The organism is Luteimonas sp. A501, assembly GCF_054052085.1.
Genome location: NZ_JBSVRI010000002.1, coordinates 541317 through 556653 on the forward strand (window position 1 = coordinate 541317; position 15337 = coordinate 556653).

The 15337-nt window shown below is 67.8% G+C and carries 16 protein-coding genes; 6 read left to right on the forward strand and 10 right to left on the reverse strand.

Going from position 1 to position 15337, the window contains the following annotated elements; genetic code table 11:
- Positions 1–5: 5 nt before the first annotated feature.
- The 5 genes from ACW7G5_RS08960 to ACW7G5_RS08980 are packed head-to-tail and all read right to left on the reverse strand — an operon-like array spanning position 6 to position 3287.
- Positions 6–728, reverse strand: a complete 723-nt coding sequence (locus ACW7G5_RS08960) for a hypothetical protein (RefSeq protein WP_457003724.1) — start codon at positions 726–728, stop codon at positions 6–8.
- A gap of 29 nt (positions 729–757) precedes the next feature.
- Positions 758–1795 carry a hypothetical protein gene (locus ACW7G5_RS08965; RefSeq protein ID WP_457003988.1) on the reverse strand — a complete coding sequence of 346 codons (1038 nt, stop codon included), beginning with the start codon at positions 1793–1795 and terminating at the stop codon, positions 758–760.
- A gap of 8 nt (positions 1796–1803) precedes the next feature.
- Entirely contained in the window at positions 1804–2673 is an 870-nt protein-coding gene (locus ACW7G5_RS08970) for an ABC transporter ATP-binding protein (RefSeq protein ID WP_457003726.1), read from the reverse strand.
- Complete coding sequence (locus ACW7G5_RS08975; protein WP_457003728.1) at positions 2670–3032, reverse strand: GntR family transcriptional regulator; 363 nt, start codon at positions 3030–3032, stop codon at positions 2670–2672. Before ACW7G5_RS08975 ends, ACW7G5_RS08970 begins: the two co-directional genes overlap by 4 nt.
- A gap of 3 nt (positions 3033–3035) precedes the next feature.
- Complete coding sequence (locus ACW7G5_RS08980; protein WP_457003729.1) at positions 3036–3287, reverse strand: hypothetical protein; 252 nt, start codon at positions 3285–3287, stop codon at positions 3036–3038.
- A 184-nt stretch (positions 3288–3471) separates the two neighbouring features.
- Here ACW7G5_RS08980 and ACW7G5_RS08985 point away from each other — a divergent pair, with 184 nt between their 5' ends.
- Genes ACW7G5_RS08985 through ACW7G5_RS09005 form a run of 5 tightly spaced genes read left to right on the forward strand, consistent with a single transcriptional unit; the run spans position 3472 to position 7487 of the window.
- Positions 3472–4413: an FKBP-type peptidyl-prolyl cis-trans isomerase N-terminal domain-containing protein gene (locus ACW7G5_RS08985; protein WP_457003731.1), complete on the forward strand. Its 942-nt coding sequence runs from the start codon at positions 3472–3474 to the stop codon at positions 4411–4413.
- A gap of 37 nt (positions 4414–4450) precedes the next feature.
- Positions 4451–5206, forward strand: coding sequence for an FKBP-type peptidyl-prolyl cis-trans isomerase (locus ACW7G5_RS08990; protein ID WP_457003732.1), 756 nt, complete (start codon positions 4451–4453; stop codon positions 5204–5206).
- 4 nt (positions 5207–5210) lie between these two features.
- Positions 5211–6554 (forward strand): UDP-glucose dehydrogenase family protein, encoded by a 1344-nt coding sequence (locus ACW7G5_RS08995; RefSeq protein ID WP_457003734.1) that lies wholly within the window; start codon positions 5211–5213, stop codon positions 6552–6554.
- Between the two features lie 3 nt (positions 6555–6557).
- A complete protein-coding gene (locus ACW7G5_RS09000; protein WP_457003736.1) occupies positions 6558–6773 on the forward strand; it encodes a SlyX family protein in 216 nt (71 codons plus the stop codon).
- A gap of 6 nt (positions 6774–6779) precedes the next feature.
- Positions 6780–7487, forward strand: a complete 708-nt coding sequence (locus ACW7G5_RS09005; protein WP_457003738.1) for a DUF2058 domain-containing protein — start codon at positions 6780–6782, stop codon at positions 7485–7487.
- Between the two features lie 204 nt (positions 7488–7691).
- On the opposite strand, the gene ACW7G5_RS09010 is transcribed toward ACW7G5_RS09005, so the two are convergent.
- From ACW7G5_RS09010 to ACW7G5_RS09030, 5 genes are read right to left on the reverse strand one after another with little or no spacing between them, the layout of a single operon-like run.
- Entirely contained in the window at positions 7692–8876 is a 1185-nt protein-coding gene (locus ACW7G5_RS09010) for an MFS transporter (RefSeq protein WP_457003740.1), read from the reverse strand.
- Between the two features lie 20 nt (positions 8877–8896).
- Positions 8897–11617: a methionine synthase gene (gene metH, locus ACW7G5_RS09015; protein ID WP_457003742.1), complete on the reverse strand. Its 2721-nt coding sequence runs from the start codon at positions 11615–11617 to the stop codon at positions 8897–8899.
- Positions 11614–11973 carry a hypothetical protein gene (locus tag ACW7G5_RS09020; protein ID WP_457003744.1) on the reverse strand — a complete coding sequence of 120 codons (360 nt, stop codon included), beginning with the start codon at positions 11971–11973 and terminating at the stop codon, positions 11614–11616. The genes metH and ACW7G5_RS09020 overlap by 4 nt, the downstream gene beginning before the upstream one ends.
- Positions 11970–13046, reverse strand: a complete 1077-nt coding sequence (locus tag ACW7G5_RS09025; RefSeq protein WP_457003745.1) for a homocysteine S-methyltransferase family protein — start codon at positions 13044–13046, stop codon at positions 11970–11972. Before ACW7G5_RS09025 ends, ACW7G5_RS09020 begins: the two co-directional genes overlap by 4 nt.
- Positions 13043–13972 carry an ArsR/SmtB family transcription factor gene (locus ACW7G5_RS09030; RefSeq protein WP_457003747.1) on the reverse strand — a complete coding sequence of 310 codons (930 nt, stop codon included), beginning with the start codon at positions 13970–13972 and terminating at the stop codon, positions 13043–13045. The genes ACW7G5_RS09025 and ACW7G5_RS09030 overlap by 4 nt, the downstream gene beginning before the upstream one ends.
- A gap of 197 nt (positions 13973–14169) precedes the next feature.
- Here ACW7G5_RS09030 and ACW7G5_RS09035 point away from each other — a divergent pair, with 197 nt between their 5' ends.
- Positions 14170–15318 carry an acyl-CoA dehydrogenase family protein gene (locus ACW7G5_RS09035; protein WP_457003749.1) on the forward strand — a complete coding sequence of 383 codons (1149 nt, stop codon included), beginning with the start codon at positions 14170–14172 and terminating at the stop codon, positions 15316–15318.
- The last annotated feature ends 19 nt before the right edge of the window (positions 15319–15337 follow it).

Here is a 15337-nt window from a genome sequence, read left to right on the forward strand (position 1 = left end):
ACCGGTCAGGCCGCGATGGTCTCGCCTGCGCCTGCACCGGGAGCGGCGTCGCCGGCGTGGTTCCCGCAGTCCTCGATATCTTCGGGCGTCATCGTCGCGTAGGGGGCGAAGGCCGGCAGCGCGCCGGCCAGCGACTGCTGGCTGTCGTACAGCGCCGGCAGCAGCGCGCAGAGCTTGAGCGCCTCGTCCTTGATCCTGTCCGCCTCGGCTTCGATCCGCGCTTCGTAGGCCTGGCGCCCCTCGTCGCCGCCAAACAGCGCCTCGCCGATCCCGGTCAGCGCGGTGCCCGCGACGTCCGCGCCCTGGGCGCCAATCGCCAGCCCGGCCAGCGCCACGTCCTCCAGCTGGCGGCGATGTGCAAGCAGCAGGGCGCGCTGTTCCGGAGTGGCCGGGACCGCCTCGCCTTCGATCAGCAGTTCGCCGTCGGGCGTGAGTTCGGCCTTGGGCAGCCCTTCGGCACCGTGCCCGCCGCCATAGCTGCGCCCGTTGATGGTGATCGCGAAGTCGTCGCCGATGCTCAGGTTCTTGGCCTTCAGGGCCTGGCTCGCCTTGGCGATCGCCTTGGCGGCCTGGCGACCGATGAAGGTCTTCCCGGCATCGGCATCGGCATCGGCGGCGCCTGGTGCGTCCGCGGCGGGCGGTGGGTCCGTTGCCGGGCTGCAGCCGGCGGCCAGCACGCAGAGCAGGGCGGCTGAAAGGGCGTGGGACGCGCGCATCCTGATGGTCATCGGTGTTCCTCCCGGGGTGGTCACGTGGGTCAGCCTTCGTCGCGCCAGCGGCGCAGGCGGGTGGCGATGAACAGCATGGCGATGCCGACCGCGGCGCCGATCCACAGCTCCGGCTGCAGCAGGTTGGAATAGATCGAGGAAGGTTCGATCAGGTGCAGCACTCCCTGCGATTCGATGTTGGCGTTGCCCAGGCGGCCGATGTCATCCCGGGTGAGCGGCACCACGCCAAGCAGCATGCGCGCGACGATGTTGCTCCAGAACCAACCGGCTTCCAGGCCGAGCATCCGCATCACGCTGAACATGCTGACGAAGACGCCGGCCAGCAGCGGGACCAGCACCGCCCAGAGGAAGGGCACGCTGCGTGCCCAGGCCGAGCACAGCATCAGCCAGCCGATGGTGGGCAGGGCCCAGAGCGCGTAGACCGGGATCGCCGCCAACATCGACAGCGAGATCGCCAGTGGATTGCCCGGACCCCAGATCAGCTCCCAGGGGTTGCCGCCGTGGATCATCACCGTGACGCTCAGCAGGACCAGGAAGCCGAACATGGTGGCGATTGCGGCCAGGGTCGCCAGCAGCGGTATCACCACGATCGCGCTGAGCACCTTCGACAGCACGGTTTCGCCATCCGACAGCGGCAGCGACTTCCAGAACAGCACGCTGCGGTCCTTGCGCTCGTCATACAGCGCGCCCAGGCAGTAGAAGAACATCACGAAGACCATGACGATGTAGGGCCAGGCCGAGGACAGCATCATGGTCAGATCGATGCCACTGGCGAGCTGGGCCTTGTCGTCTGCGCTCATCTGCGCGGCAAGCAGGCCCAGGTCGAGGCCGTTGATCGACATCGAGCTGCCGTCGTTGAGGACGATGCCATCGCCGGTATCGGCATTGCGCATGCCGACCAGGGCGATGACGAGGAGCAGCGCGGTGAGCAACAGCGAAATCGCTCCGGCGATGAACGGTGCCCAGAAGAATCCTCCCCTGTGCTCCCAGTATTCGCGCCTGAGCAGCAGGCTGAAGCGCTGCGTACGGTTCGCCGGGGACTTGGCCACCGGCAGGCTGTCGGTCATGGCGTTCATCAGTAGGTTCCCTTCATGGTGGCGACGAAGAGGTCGGCGAGCCCCGGGGTGCGGGTTTCGCCGAAGGCGGCCAGCGCGCTGCGATCGGCGCGGTCGAAGAGCATCACGGTCTTGCCGAAGGGCAGGGCGCGTTCGTCCAGCGGACCGAGCGCGCGCGCGGCCTCGGCACGGCCGGCATCGACCAGCACTTCGGTGAAGCGTTCGGCGAGTTCGTCCATCGGTGCGTCCAGCACGATCCGGCCGTCGCGGATGAACAGGGCGTCGGTGAGGATGTGCTCGACCTCCTCGACCTGGTGGGTGGTGATGAGGATGGTCTTGTCCTCATCGAAATAGTCCTCCAGCAGGCGCTGGTAGAACTGTTTGCGATAAAGCACGTCGAGCCCGAGCGTGGGCTCGTCAAGCACCAGCAGGCGGGCGTCGATCGCCATCACCAGCGCCAGGTGCAGCTGCACGATCATGCCCTTGGACATCTCCCGTACCCGCATCTTCGGGGTCAGCTTGGTGTTGGCCAGGAAGCGCTCGCAGCGGGCGCGGTCGAAGCGCGGATGCACGCCTTCAACGAAGGCGATCGCCTCGCGCACCCGCATCCAGCGCGGCAGCACGGCGACGTCGGCGATGAAGCAGACGTCATTCATCAGCAGGTTGCGTTCGCTGCGCGGGTCGCGGCCGAGCACCGACAGCTCGCCCTGGAACGGGATCAGCCCGAGGATGGCCTTCAGCGCCGTGGTCTTGCCGGCGCCATTGGGGCCGACCAGGCCGACGATGCGGCCGCGTTCGATGCGGAAGCTGGTGCCATCGAGGGCACGCTTGCCCTTGTAGGCCTTGACCAGGCCGCGGGCGTCGATGACTGCGGATTCGTGTGCGTTCATGCGGAGTGTCCTTCGCGCAGCAGGTCTTCGGGCGAGAGGCCGAGCAGCCGGATACGCTCCAGCACCTGCGGCCATTCTTCGGTGAGGAATCGGTCGCGTTCGTTTCCGAGCAGCTTTTTGGACGCCTCCTCGGTGACGAACATGCCCAGGCCACGGCGCTTTTCGACCAGGGCCTCGTCGGCCAGCTCCTGGTAGGCGCGCGATACCGTGATCGGGTTGAGCTGGTATTCGGCGGCGACCTGGCGCACGGAGGGCAGGGCGTCGCCCGGCTTGAGCTGGCCATCGAGCATCATCGCGATGACCCGCTCCTTCAGTTGTCGGTAGATGGGAGCGCCATCGCTCCACTGGATGCCGGACATGGCTCAGCCTCCGATACGGCGCATGCCGTGCGCGAAAGAGAAATAGGGAAGCGCCAGTCCGCGGCGTGCACCCTTGGAGGCGCGAGGCCCGGAGAGGCCGGACGCGGAGTCATCGGCCGGCGCGTCGATGGCGGCCGCGGAAGGACCCGTTGTCCGGCTGTCGCTTTCGGCCGGGCTTGAGGCCAACAGGGCGGCGGCCAGGCATATGCCGGTGACGGACAATGCGATCAGGCTGTGGCTGAGCTTGCGGTCCATGGCGGAAGTCCTGCTCTGGATGACTGGTGTGGTATGAAACTATAACACCACCACACGCGTCGTCAAGCGTCTTCCCGCCCCAACTGATGGCAGGGGTTGCCGGCGATTGCCGGCGCCGGCCTCGCCCGCGACAATAGGCAGCTTGATGCCGCGGATCGCGGCCGGAGTCCAGGAGCATCCCCCGATGAAATCCACTCTGCGCGGCCTTGCCGCGCTGTCCCTCGCCGCGGCCCTGTCGCTGGCCCCCGCAATCGCACAGGAGAACGCCGTGCCGTCAACGGAACGTGAGAAGAACAGCTACATGATCGGCATGGACGTGGGACAGTCGATCGAGGCTGTCGGCCCGGACATCGACCGTGACGCATTCATGCGCGCGGTGACCCACGCGCTCGACGGCGGTGAGCCGCTCGTCACCGAGGCCGAGGCGGCAACGATCGCTCCGGCGCTGATGCAGCGGATTGCCGCCCGCAGCGGCCAGCAGGTTCCCGGCATGGCGCCGGGCAGCGAGCCGGCGGCGGTGGATCGCGACAAGGTCGGCCTGATCGTGGGCGCCGATGTCGGGCGGTCGCTGGCGCCGGTGAAGGACGAGCTCGACCTGGCGATGTTCGCCCGCGGCGTCGGCACGATGTTCGACGGTGGTACGCCGCTGCTGGCCGAAGCCGAGCTGGCAACGATCCGCGAGGCCTTCGGCAAGCGCATGCAGGAGCGCGCCCGCGCCGAGAGCGAGGCGGCCGCGCAGACGAACAGCGCCGCAGGCACCGAATTCCTCGCCGGCAACAAGACCGCCAAGGGCGTGGTGACCACGGGCTCGGGCCTGCAGTACATGGTGCTGCGCCAGGGGTCGGGTCCGCGGCCGACCGCTGATTCGCGGGTGCGCGTGCACTACGAGGGCAAGCTGCTCGACGGCAGCATCTTCGACAGCTCCTACGAGCGCAACGATCCGGCGACCTTCGGCCTCGGCCAGGTGATCGCCGGTTGGACCGAGGGCCTGCAGCTGATGCCGGTGGGCGCCAAGTACCGTTTCTGGATCCCGTCCGAACTCGCCTACGGACGCAATGGCTCCCCGGGTGGCATTCCCCCGAATTCCACCCTGGTCTTCGACGTCGAACTCCTGCAGCTGCACTGATCGCGGCTCTCCGCCCCCCTTTTCCCGAGGTACACCGATGAACACCGCCGTCCGCACCATCGCGACCAGCCTGCTGGCCGCATCGCTCCTCGTCGCCCTTGGCGCCTGCAAGAAGATCGAGCCCGAGGCCGACAAGGCAGAAGCCGCCGAGGGGACTCCCGCCGAGCTCGACATCAAGGGCCTGCCGACCGAGAAGCACCAGGCGGGCTATGCCATCGGCCTGCAGGTCGGTGCCACGCTTTCCGAGATCAAGGACGAGGTCGATTTCGATGCCCTGGTCAAGGCCATGCGTACGGCGATGAACGGCGAGGAGCCGCTGATGGACGAAGCGCAGGCGCGGCAGGCCTTCGAAGCCTTCGGCCAGCGCATGCAGACGAAGATGGCGTCGGGCAACCGCGAGGCCTCCGAGGCATTCCTCGCCGCAAACGCAGGTCAGGAAGGCGTCGAGGTCACCGCGTCCGGCCTGCAGTACAAGGTGCTGGAGCAGGGCGATGGTCCCAAGCCCGGCCCCGAAAGCCGGGTGAGCGTGCATTACAAGGGCACGCTGGTCGACGGCACCGTGTTCGACAGCTCCTACGATCGCGGCGAGCCCGCCGTGTTCACTCTGTCCAGCGTGGTCCCGGGCTGGCAGGAAGGCCTGCAGCTGATGCCGGCCGGCAGCAAGTACATGCTGTGGCTGCCCAGCGACCTCGGCTATGGCGACATGGGCACCCCGGGCGGCCCGATCGCCCCGGGCAGCGCACTGGTGTTCGAGGTCGAGCTGCTCGAAATCCTGGATTCCCCGACGGAGTAAGCGCATGCGCGTCAGCATCTTCGGCACCGGCTACGTTGGCCTGGTGACCGGCACCTGCCTGGCCGAGGTCGGCCATGACGTGATCTGCGTCGATGTCGACGCGGGCAAGATCGAGCGCCTCGGCCAGGGGATCATCCCGATCTACGAGCCGGGACTCGAGCCGATGGTGAAGTCCAACCATGCCGCCGGCCGGCTGGACTTCACCACCGATGCCGCGCGCGCCATCGCCCATGGCGAGGTGGTGTTCATCGCCGTGGGCACGCCGCCCGACGAGGACGGCAGCGCCGACCTGCAGTACGTGCTGACGGTGGCGCGCACCATTGGCGAACACCTCGAGCGCCCGGCGATCGTGGTCGACAAGTCCACTGTGCCGGTGGGCACCGCCGACCGCGTGCGCGAAACCATCGCCGCGGCTTTGGCCGCGCGTGGCGTCGACATCGCGTTCGACGTGGTGTCCAACCCCGAGTTCCTGAAGGAGGGCGCCGCGGTCGAGGACTGCATGCGCCCCGACCGCATCGTGCTCGGTGCCGACAATCCGGCGGCGGTGGAGCGGCTCAAGCGCCTGTATGCACCGTTCAACCGCAACCATGATCGTTTCGTGGTCATGGACGTGCGGTCGGCGGAGCTCACCAAGTACGCGGCCAACGCGATGCTCGCGACCAAGATCAGCTTCATGAACGAGATCGCCAACATCGCCGAGAAAGTCGGCGCCGACGTCGAGATGGTGCGCAAGGGCATCGGCTCGGATCCACGCATCGGCTGGCATTTCATCTATCCCGGCGCCGGCTACGGCGGCTCGTGCTTCCCCAAGGACGTGCAGGCGCTGGCGCGCACCGCGCAGCAGGTCGGCCACCAGCCGCTGCTGCTGGACGCCGTGGAAGCGGTCAACGAGCGCCAGAAGGGCCACCTGCACGAGCTGGTGCAGCGCCACTATGGCGAGGCGGGCATCGCGGGCAAGACCTTTGCCGTCTGGGGCCTGGCGTTCAAGCCGGATACCGACGACATGCGCGATGCCTCCAGCCGTCGCCTGCTGGCGCAGCTCTGGGAGTCGGGTGCGCGCGTTCGCGCCTACGATCCCGAGGCCGCCAACGAGGCGCGGCGGATCTTCGGCGAGCGTGACGATCTGGAACTCTGCGAATCGGCGCAGAAGGCGCTCGAAGGTGCGGACGCGCTGGTCGTGGTCACGGAGTGGAAGGAGTTCCGCAGCGTCGACCTCGCGCAGCTGCGCTCGCAGCTCGCCGATGCGGTGGTCTTCGACGGCCGCAACATCTACCGTCCCGAAGACGTCGAGGGCGCCGGGCTGGCGTACTACGGCATCGGCCGCGGACGCTCGGTGCGGGCCGCCTGATCCATGTCCAGCGGGCTTGAATCACGCGTGGTGGAACTGGAGACGCGCCTGGCGTTCCAGGAGCACGCGCTGTCCGAACTCAGCGATGCCCTGGCCGACGCCAGGCGCGAGCTGAGCCGCAACGACGCGCTGCTGCGCCGAGCGCTCGACGAACTGCACGCCAACCGCCCCGGGGTGACCGGCGATCCCGCCGATGAACCACCTCCGCCGCATTACTGAAGAACGATGAGCGATTCGCTGAAAGACCAGTTGCTGGGACTTGGCTTCAAGCCGGCCCCGGCTCCAGACAGGCCCAAGGGCCCCCGCGGCAAGGACGGCCCGGGTGCCAAGGGTGGCGGTGCGGCCGCGCCTGGCGCGCATCACCGGAACCGGCGGGGTCCGCAAAGCGGCAAGGGCCCGCAGGACGAGCGGGGCCCGCGTGACGGCAAGGGTCCGCAGCGTGCGAAGGGCCCGCAGGGCGGCAGGGGACCGGGCGATGGCGGGCGCCGTCGCGCCGCGGGTCCCGAGGGTGACATCGACCTCGCCAAGGCTTTCGCGATCCGTGCCCAGCGCGAGAAGGACGATCGCATCCGCGCCGAGCGCGAGAAGCAGGAAGCCGCGCGCCAGCGCCGCGAAGCCCAGGCAAAGCTGGCCTCGCTGCTCGAGGGCAAGGGCCTGAACGCCGCCGACGCGGAACACGTCCGCCACTTCGAATACGGCGGCAAGATCAAGCGCGTCCACGTGACCGCCGACCAGCTTCGCGCGCTCAACGCCGGCGAACTCGGCCTGGTGCAGCTCAACGGCCGCTACCTGGTGGTGACCACGGCCGTCCTCGCGGAAGCCGAAGCCGTGTATCCGCAGGCCGTTGCGCTGAAGGTCGACCCCGACGCACCGGTTTCCGACGACCCGTACTCCGATCCCCAGTACCAGGTGCCTGACGATCTGATCTGGTAGGGGCGTAGAGCTTTTTGCCACGGATTTACGCGGATATACGCGGATGGAGCAAAAGCGTTTCATGTAGGAGCAGCTATAGCTGCGACCTGGAGACCTCCCCGGCTCAGATGGATCGGATCGCAGCTATAGCTGCTCCTACAAACGCATGTGGCTTTTGCCCTATCCGCGTATATCCGCGTAAATCCGTGGCAAAAGGCATTTGCTCTATCCAGCTCCGGCACGGCCTCTCCGCGGCACGACCCAGACCCAGGCGATCACGCAGCCGAGCAGGGCGAAGCCGCCGGCGGCGAGGAAGGCCACGCGGCCGTCGCCGTGGGGCCAGAGCTGGCCGGCGATGAGGGCGCCCAGCACGCCGCCGAGTCCTGACGAGAAGCCGTAGAACAGGCCCTGTGCGTGGCCGTTGAGCGCGCCGGGGAAGTGGCGCGCGAGCAGCTGCATCGCCGCCGCGAAGAAGGCCGCGAAGCTCAGCGCGTGCGTGGCCTGGGCGACCAGCATCACCGGCATGCTCTCCGGCCACAGCGCGGTCGCCCACCAGCGCAGCACGGCGCTGGCCATCGAACCCAGCAGCAGCCAGCTCGGGTCCCATCGCCTGAAGACGGTCGAGATGGTGAAGAACACCGCGACCTCGAACACCACGCCCACGGTCCACATCAGACCCAGGGTCGAAGTCGCATAGCCGAGGCTGTCCATGTAGACCGAGAAGAAGGTGTAGTACGGGCCGAAGGACAGCTGCTCCAGGAAGCAGGCGACCAGGAAGGCCGCCACCTGCGGCTGGCGCACGATCTTCCAGAAGCCCGGACCCGCGGGTCCCCTCGGACCGACATGGCCTGCGTCCGAGTTCGCGAAGGCGCTCACCGCCATCAGCACGAACAGGGGCAGCATCGCCCAGGGCAGGATCGCGGCGCCGTGGCGTTCGATCAGCCAGCCGAAGCTGGTGGTGACGATGATGAAGCCGATCGAACCCCAGACCCGGATCGCTCCGTAGCGATGGGCCTCGGCGCCGAGGTGGCCGAGCGTGATCGCCTCGAACTGCGGCATCACCGCGTTGTAGAAGAAGCAGAACGCGACCATCACCGCGAACAGCGTCCATTCCGGCTGCCCGGGCAGGAAGCAGGCGAAGCTCAACGCGGTCAGCACGCTGCCGATGCGCAGCCAGCGGATCGGGCGCGGCGAGGTGGCGGCAAGCGTTGCCCACGCGGTGGGCGCAACCACGCGTGTCGCGTACCACAGGCTCATCATCACGCTGATGGCGGTGATGGACATGCCACGCGACTGCAGGTGCATCGCCCAGTACGGCGTGAACGCGCCCAGCGCCGCGTAATAGGTGAAGTAGAAGCTCGACAGCCGTACGGCCGGTACGGTCGCGGTCGTGCGTGGATCCGGGGTCATCGCGCTGCCGTGGGGCCGGGTTATTCCGGATCGTAGTCGAGGTTGGAGGCCAGCCAGCGTTCGGCGTCGGCCAGGGGCACGTCGCGGCGGCGGGCGTAGTCGGCCGCCTGGTCCTTGCCGACGCGCCCGACCACGAAGTACTTGCTGCCGGGGTGGCTGAAGTAGTAGCCGGACACGGCCGCGGTGGGCAGCATCGCGAAGCCGTGGGTCAGCTCCATGCCGGCGTTGCCGGTGGCATCGAGCACGCGGAACAGCTGCTCCTTGGGGCTGTGGTCCGGGCAGGCCGGGTAGCCGGGCGCGGGGCGGATGCCACGATACGCCTCGGCAATCAGCGCAGCGTTGTCCAGCGTTTCATCGGGCGCGTAGCCCCAGTACACGGTGCGCACGCGGCGGTGCAGGTGCTCGGCGAGGGCTTCGGCCAGGCGGTCGGCCAGGGCCTTGAGCAGGATGCTGCGGTAGTCGTCATGGTCGGCGCGGAAGCGTTCCAGGTGCGGCTCGATGCCGATGCCGGCGGTGACCGCGAACATGCCCATCCAGTCGCGCAGGCCGGTGTCCTTCGGCGCGATGAAGTCGGCCAGGCAAAAGTCCGGACGTTCGACGGGCTTGTCGACCTGCTGGCGGAGGAAGGGGACGGTGATGACTTCTTCTCCCGCGAGCTTGCCCCCATCCGCCCTTTGGACACCTTGCAGATACAGTTCGACGTCGTCGCCAACGCTGTTGGCGGGGAAGAGGCCGAACACCGCCTTCGCGGTCAGCCACTTCTCGCTGATGATGGTGTCGAGCATTTCGCGGGCGTCGCGATACAGCTCGCTGGCGGCGGTGCCAACGACCTCGTCGGTCAGGATCGCCGGATAGCGGCCGGCCAGCTCCCAGGCCTGGAAGAAGGGCGTCCAATCGATGGTGTCGACCAGGTCGGCGATTGGATAGTCGTCGAACGAGGTGATGCCGGGTCTGGCAGGCTGCGGTGGGGAATAATCGCTCCAGCCACCGTCGAAGCGCTGCCCGCGCGCCGTCTCCAGCGAAACCAGCCGCTTGGCGTCGCCGCGGTTGCGGTGGCGCTGGCGGATCTCGGCGTAGTCGGCTTCGCTCGCGGCAACAAACGGCGCGCGCAGCTCCGGCGACACCAGCGACTGCGCCACGCCGACCGCGCGCGAGGCGTCCTTGACCCAGATCGTCGGCGACTTGTAGTGCGGATCGATCTTGAGCGCGGTGTGCGCGCGCGACGTGGTGGCGCCGCCGATCATCAGCGGGATGGTCATGCCCTGGCGCTGCATCTCGCGCGCCACGTGGCCCATCTCCTCGAGCGACGGCGTGATCAGGCCCGACACGCCGATCATGTCGGCGTTTTCGGCGATCGCGGTGTCGATGATCTTCTGTGCCGGCACCATCACCCCGAGGTCGATCACCTCGAAGTTGTTGCAGGCCAGCACCACGCCGACGATGTTCTTGCCGATGTCGTGGACGTCGCCCTTGACGGTCGCCATCACGATCTTGCCGTTGTTCTTGCCAGTGTCGCCGGTGCGCAGCTTCTCGGCCTCGATGAAGGGCAGCAGGTGGGCCACGGCCTTCTTCATCACCCGCGCCGACTTCACCACCTGCGGCAGGAACATCTTGCCGGCGCCGAACAGGTCGCCGACCACGTTCATGCCGTCCATCAGCGGGCCTTCGATCACGTCCAGCGGGCGCGTCGACAGCAGGCGGGCCTCTTCGGTGTCCTCGACCACGTACTGGTCGAGGCCATGCACCAGGGCGTGGCTGAGGCGCGCGCGCACGTCCCGCTCGCGCCAGGCGAGGTCCTCTTCCTGCTTCCTGCCCTTGCTGCCCTTGTAGCGCTCGGCCAATGCCAGCAGGCGCTCGGTGCTGTCGGGGCGGCGGTTGAGCACGACGTCCTCGACGTGCTCGCGCAGCTCGGGATCGATGTCGTCGTAGATCGTCATCGCGCCGGCGTTGACGATGCCCATGTCCATGCCCGCGGCAATGGCGTGGTACAGGAACACAGAATGGATCGCCTGGCGCACGGTCTCGTTGCCGCGGAACGCGAACGAAACGTTGGAAACGCCGCCGGAGACGTGGCAGTGCGGCAGCGTCGCCCTGATGATGCGGGTCGCCTCGATGAAGTCGACGGCGTAGTTGTTGTGCTCGTCCAGGCCGGTGGCGATCGCGAAGATGTTCGGGTCGAAGATGATGTCCTCGGGCGGAAACCCGACTTCGTCCACCAGGATCCGGTAGGCGCGGGTGCAGATCGCGACCTTGCGCTCGGCGGTGTCGGCCTGGCCGTCCTCGTCGAAGGCCATGACCACCGCCGCGGCGCCGTAGCGCAGCACCTTGCGCGCCTGCTCGACGAACTGCGCCTCGCCCTCCTTGAGCGAGATCGAGTTCACCACGCCCTTGCCCTGCAGGCACTTCAGCCCGGCCTCGATCACCTCCCACTTCGAGGAGTCGACCATCACCGGGATGCGCGCGATGTCGGGCTCGGACGCGATCAGGGTGAGGAAGCGCGTCATCGCTTTCGCAGAGTCGATCAGCCCCTCGTCCATGTTGACGTCGAGGATCTGCGCGCCGCTCGCCACCTGCTGCCGAGCGACCTCGACGGCCTCTTCGAAGCGGTCCTCCTTGATCAGCTTCTTGAACTTCGCGCTGCCGGTGACATTGGTGCGCTCGCCGACGTTGACGAACAGCAGCTCGGGCGTGATCACCAGCGGCTCGAGGCCCGAGAGCCGCGTGTACCTGGGCGTGCTCATCGGGACACCTCGCAGTTTTTTTGCCACGGATTTACGCGGATGGGGCGCGGATTTACACGGATAGGACAAGTGCTGTTTTTTGCCGCGGATTTACGCGGATGAACGCGGATAGAGCAAGAGCTGTTCTTTGCCACGGATTGACGCGGATAAACGCGGATAGAGCAAAGAGTTGCCGGGATAAAGCCAGAGGGCCGTCGGGTTAAGGCCAACCCACCAGAATCAAAACCACTCAAAGCGCTTTCCGCTCTATCCGCGTTCATCCGCGCAAATCCGTGGCAAAAAGTCTTTTCCGCTCTTTCCGCTCTATCTGCGTAGATCCGCCCTGATCCGCGCAGATCCGTGGCAAAAATCTTCATGCCGCATCCTCCAACGACCCCGGCAGCCGGCGCGGCGGAAGCCCCCGGACGGCCTCGGCGATGGCGCGGATATGGGCAGGCGTCGTGCCGCAGCAGCCGCCGACGAGGTTTAGCAGCCCGGAGCGGGCGAATTCTTCCAGCGTGGCCGCGGTCTCTTCCGGGGTTTCGTCGTACTCGGCGAAGGCATTCGGCAGGCCGGCGTTGGGATGGGCGCTGACGAAGCAGTCGGCGACCCGGGCCAGGGTTTCGACGTGCGGGCGCAGGTCCTTCGCGCCCAGCGCGCAATTGAGCCCCACCGCCAGCGGGCGCGAATGCGAGACCGAGATGTGGAAGGCCTCGGCGGTCTGGCCGGAGAGCGTGCGCCCCGAGGCGTCGGTGATGGTGCCCGAGACCATCACCGGCAGGCGGGCGCCGCGGGCGTCGAAGGCTTCTTCGATCGCGAACAGCGCGGCCTTGGCGTTGAGGGTGTCGAAGACGGTCTCGACCATCAGCACGTCGGCGCCGCCGTCGATCAGGCCGTCGATGGCCACGCGGTAGTCCTCGCGCAGGGCGTCGAAGCTGGTGTTGCGGAAGCCGGGGTCGCCCACGTCCGGGCTGATCGAGGCGGTGCGGCTGGTCGGCCCGACGACGCCGATCACGAAGCGGGGCTTTCCGGGCGTCATGGCTTCCGCGGCGTCGCAGCAGGCGCGGGCCAGGCGCGCGCCTTCCAGGTTGAGCTCGCGCACCAGGTGCGGAAGGCGGTAGTCGGCCTGGCTGACCGCGGTCGCGTTGAAGGTGTTGGTTTCGACCAGGTCGGCACCGGCGTCCAGGTAGGCATCGTGCACGGCGGCGATGATGTCCGGGCGGGTGAGGGTCAGGAGGTCGTTGTTGCCCTTGAGGTCATGGCCGGCGCCATCGCCCGGATGCAGGCTGTCGAAGCCTCCGGCGAAGCGCTCGCCGCGGTAGTCGCCCTCTTCCAGCCGGTGGCGCTGGATCATGGTGCCCATCGCGCCGTCGATGACCAGGATGCGCTCGGCCAGCGCGGCGTCGAGCAGCGCGACGCGCGCGGGATGGAGCCAAGGAGGCCGGCTCATGGCTTGCCCGCGATCAGGGAGACGACTTCGAAGTGCGGTGGGCGCTTTTCGCGGGTGACCGTCTCCGAGGACTGCAGCACGAGCCCGGCCTTGTCGACGAAGCGGCGCAGCTCCTTCTCGGTGAAGCCGAGGTTGATGTGCCCAAAGGCCTCGACTGCGGCGCGGTGGCCGTGGCGGGCCAGGCTGCTGAGCAGCAGGCGCCCGCCAGGGCGCAGCACGCGCGCCGCCTCGGCGACCGACAGCGCGGGCTTGGCCGCATAGGTCAGCGCGTGCATCAGCACCACCAGGTCGAAGCCGCCGTCGGCGAAGGGCAGGGCATGCATGTCGGCCTCGCGGACTTCGACGTTGCGGTAGCGCTTCAGCCGCTCCTGCGCCGCGGCGACCACGCGGGGACTGGTGTCGATGCAGACGTAGCGCTGCGCATGGGGTGCCAGCAGTTCGGCCAGCACGCCGTCGCCGGAGGCGATGTCGAGCACGTCACCGGTTTCCAGCAGCGGCAGCGCTGAGCGCGCCATCGCCTCCCAGGTGCGGCCGGGGGAATAATGGCGCTCCATGTCGCCTGCGACCGAGTCGGCCCAGTTCTGGTCGGCGGCCCGCATCGCCAGCACCCCGGCCACGCGTTCGGCGTCCTGGCGCAGCAGTGGATCGTCGCTGCCCTCGCGCAGGGTCTGCCACAACGCCCGCTGCGCCGGGTCCAGGCGGTCTTCGTCGAAACGGTAATAGGCGGAAACGCCGGCGCGCCGGTCGCGGACGAGGCCGGCTTCCTTGAGTCGCGCCAGGTGGGTGGAGACGCGCGGCTGGGCCAGGCGGGTGATGGCCGAGAGCTCGGCGACCGTGAGTTCCTCGCCGTCGAGCAGCGCCAGCAGGCGCACCCGCGTGGCATCGGCCAGCACCTTGAGGTGGCTCGACCAGGCTTCCAGATCCATATATATCTTCCCATCGCGATATAGAGATGCATTGTCCGACGGGATCCGGGCAGGGTCAAGCAGGTCCGGGCCGCCACCCGGGTGGCGTCGCGCCGGCGTTCAACGGGTGGACTCTCGAAGCCGCGCGGCGGGCAGGCTAGAATAGTGGCCTTGCCAACAGCGGCCGCGCGCATGCGCGGCACGACCAGGAGCAGCGCGTGGATTTCAGCTTTACCGAAGAACAGTTGATGCTTCAGGACGTGGCCCGGCGGATCGCGCAGGAGAAGATCGCGCCGAGTGCCGAACACCACGACCAGACCGGTGAATTCCCCCTCGAGAACATCCGCCTGCTGGGCGAGAACGGGCTCATGGGCATCGAGGTGCCCGAAGAGTACGGCGGCGCGGGCATGGACCCGGTGGCCTACGTGCTGGCGATGGTCGAGATCGCCGCGGCCGACGCCGCGCACTCCACCATCATGTCGGTCAACAACTCGCTGTTCTGCAACGGCATCCTGACCCACGGCACCGAGGAGCAGAAGCAGCTCTATGTGAGCGCGATCGCCGAGGGGCGCGAGATCGGTGCCTTCGCGCTGACCGAGCCGCAGTCGGGCTCCGACGCCACCGCCATGCGCTGCCGCGCCGTGAAGCAGGCCGACGGCAGCTTCGTGGTCAACGGCAAGAAAAGCTGGATCACGTCCGGCCCGGTGGCGAAGTACATCGTGCTGTTCGCGATGACCGACCCGGACAAGGGCGCGCGCGGCATCACCGCCTTCATCATCGATTCCACCCGCGACGGCTTCAGCCGGGGCAAGACCGAGCCCAAGCTCGGCATCCGCGCTTCGGCCACCTGCGAGATCGAGTTCAACGACTACGTGGCCCGCGCCGAAGACGTGCTGGGTGACGAGGGCCAGGGCTTCAAGATCGCGATGGGCGTGCTCGACGCCGGTCGCATCGGCATCGCCAGCCAGGCCATCGGCATCGCCCGCGCCGCGTACGAAGCCACGCTGGAGTACGTGAAAGAGCGCAAGGCCTTCGGCCAGCCGATCGGCGCGTTCCAGATGACCCAGGCCAAGATCGCCGACATGAAGTGCAAGCTCGACGCATCGCTGCTGCTGACCCTGCGCGCGGCGTGGGTGAAGGGCCAGGGCCAGCGCTTCAGCAACGAGGCCGCGATCGCCAAGCTCACCGCCTCCGAGGCCGCGATGTGGATTGCCCACCAGGCGCTGCAGATCCACGGCGGCATGGGCTATTCCAAGGAAATGCCGATCGAGCGTTACTTCCGTGACGCCAAGATCACCGAGATCTATGAAGGCACCAGCGAGATCCAGCGCCTGGTGATTGCCCGGAACGAGACCGGGCTGCGCTGACGCAAAGCGACCTGCAGCC

Excerpts from the sequence above, each read along its gene's own strand:
- ACW7G5_RS09025 (WP_457003745.1), bottom strand. The coding sequence starts at position 13,046 with ATGAGCCGGCCTCCTTGGCTCCATCCCGCGCGCGTCGCGCTGCTCGAC.
- ACW7G5_RS08960 (WP_457003724.1), bottom strand. The coding sequence starts at position 728 with ATGACCATCAGGATGCGCGCGTCCCACGCCCTTTCAGCCGCCCTGCTC.
- ACW7G5_RS09020 (WP_457003744.1), bottom strand. The coding sequence starts at position 11,973 with ATGAAGATTTTTGCCACGGATCTGCGCGGATCAGGGCGGATCTACGCA.
- ACW7G5_RS08970 (WP_457003726.1), bottom strand. The coding sequence starts at position 2,673 with ATGAACGCACACGAATCCGCAGTCATCGACGCCCGCGGCCTGGTCAAG.
- ACW7G5_RS08990 (WP_457003732.1), top strand. The coding sequence starts at position 4,451 with ATGAACACCGCCGTCCGCACCATCGCGACCAGCCTGCTGGCCGCATCG.
- ACW7G5_RS09010 (WP_457003740.1), bottom strand. The coding sequence starts at position 8,876 with ATGACCCCGGATCCACGCACGACCGCGACCGTACCGGCCGTACGGCTG.
- ACW7G5_RS09005 (WP_457003738.1), top strand. The coding sequence starts at position 6,780 with ATGAGCGATTCGCTGAAAGACCAGTTGCTGGGACTTGGCTTCAAGCCG.
- ACW7G5_RS08985 (WP_457003731.1), top strand. The coding sequence starts at position 3,472 with ATGAAATCCACTCTGCGCGGCCTTGCCGCGCTGTCCCTCGCCGCGGCC.
- ACW7G5_RS08980 (WP_457003729.1), bottom strand. The coding sequence starts at position 3,287 with ATGGACCGCAAGCTCAGCCACAGCCTGATCGCATTGTCCGTCACCGGC.
- ACW7G5_RS08965 (WP_457003988.1), bottom strand. The coding sequence starts at position 1,795 with ATGACCGACAGCCTGCCGGTGGCCAAGTCCCCGGCGAACCGTACGCAG.
- ACW7G5_RS08975 (WP_457003728.1), bottom strand. The coding sequence starts at position 3,032 with ATGTCCGGCATCCAGTGGAGCGATGGCGCTCCCATCTACCGACAACTG.
- ACW7G5_RS09000 (WP_457003736.1), top strand. The coding sequence starts at position 6,558 with ATGTCCAGCGGGCTTGAATCACGCGTGGTGGAACTGGAGACGCGCCTG.
- metH (WP_457003742.1), bottom strand. The coding sequence starts at position 11,617 with ATGAGCACGCCCAGGTACACGCGGCTCTCGGGCCTCGAGCCGCTGGTG.
- ACW7G5_RS09030 (WP_457003747.1), bottom strand. The coding sequence starts at position 13,972 with ATGGATCTGGAAGCCTGGTCGAGCCACCTCAAGGTGCTGGCCGATGCC.
- ACW7G5_RS08995 (WP_457003734.1), top strand. The coding sequence starts at position 5,211 with ATGCGCGTCAGCATCTTCGGCACCGGCTACGTTGGCCTGGTGACCGGC.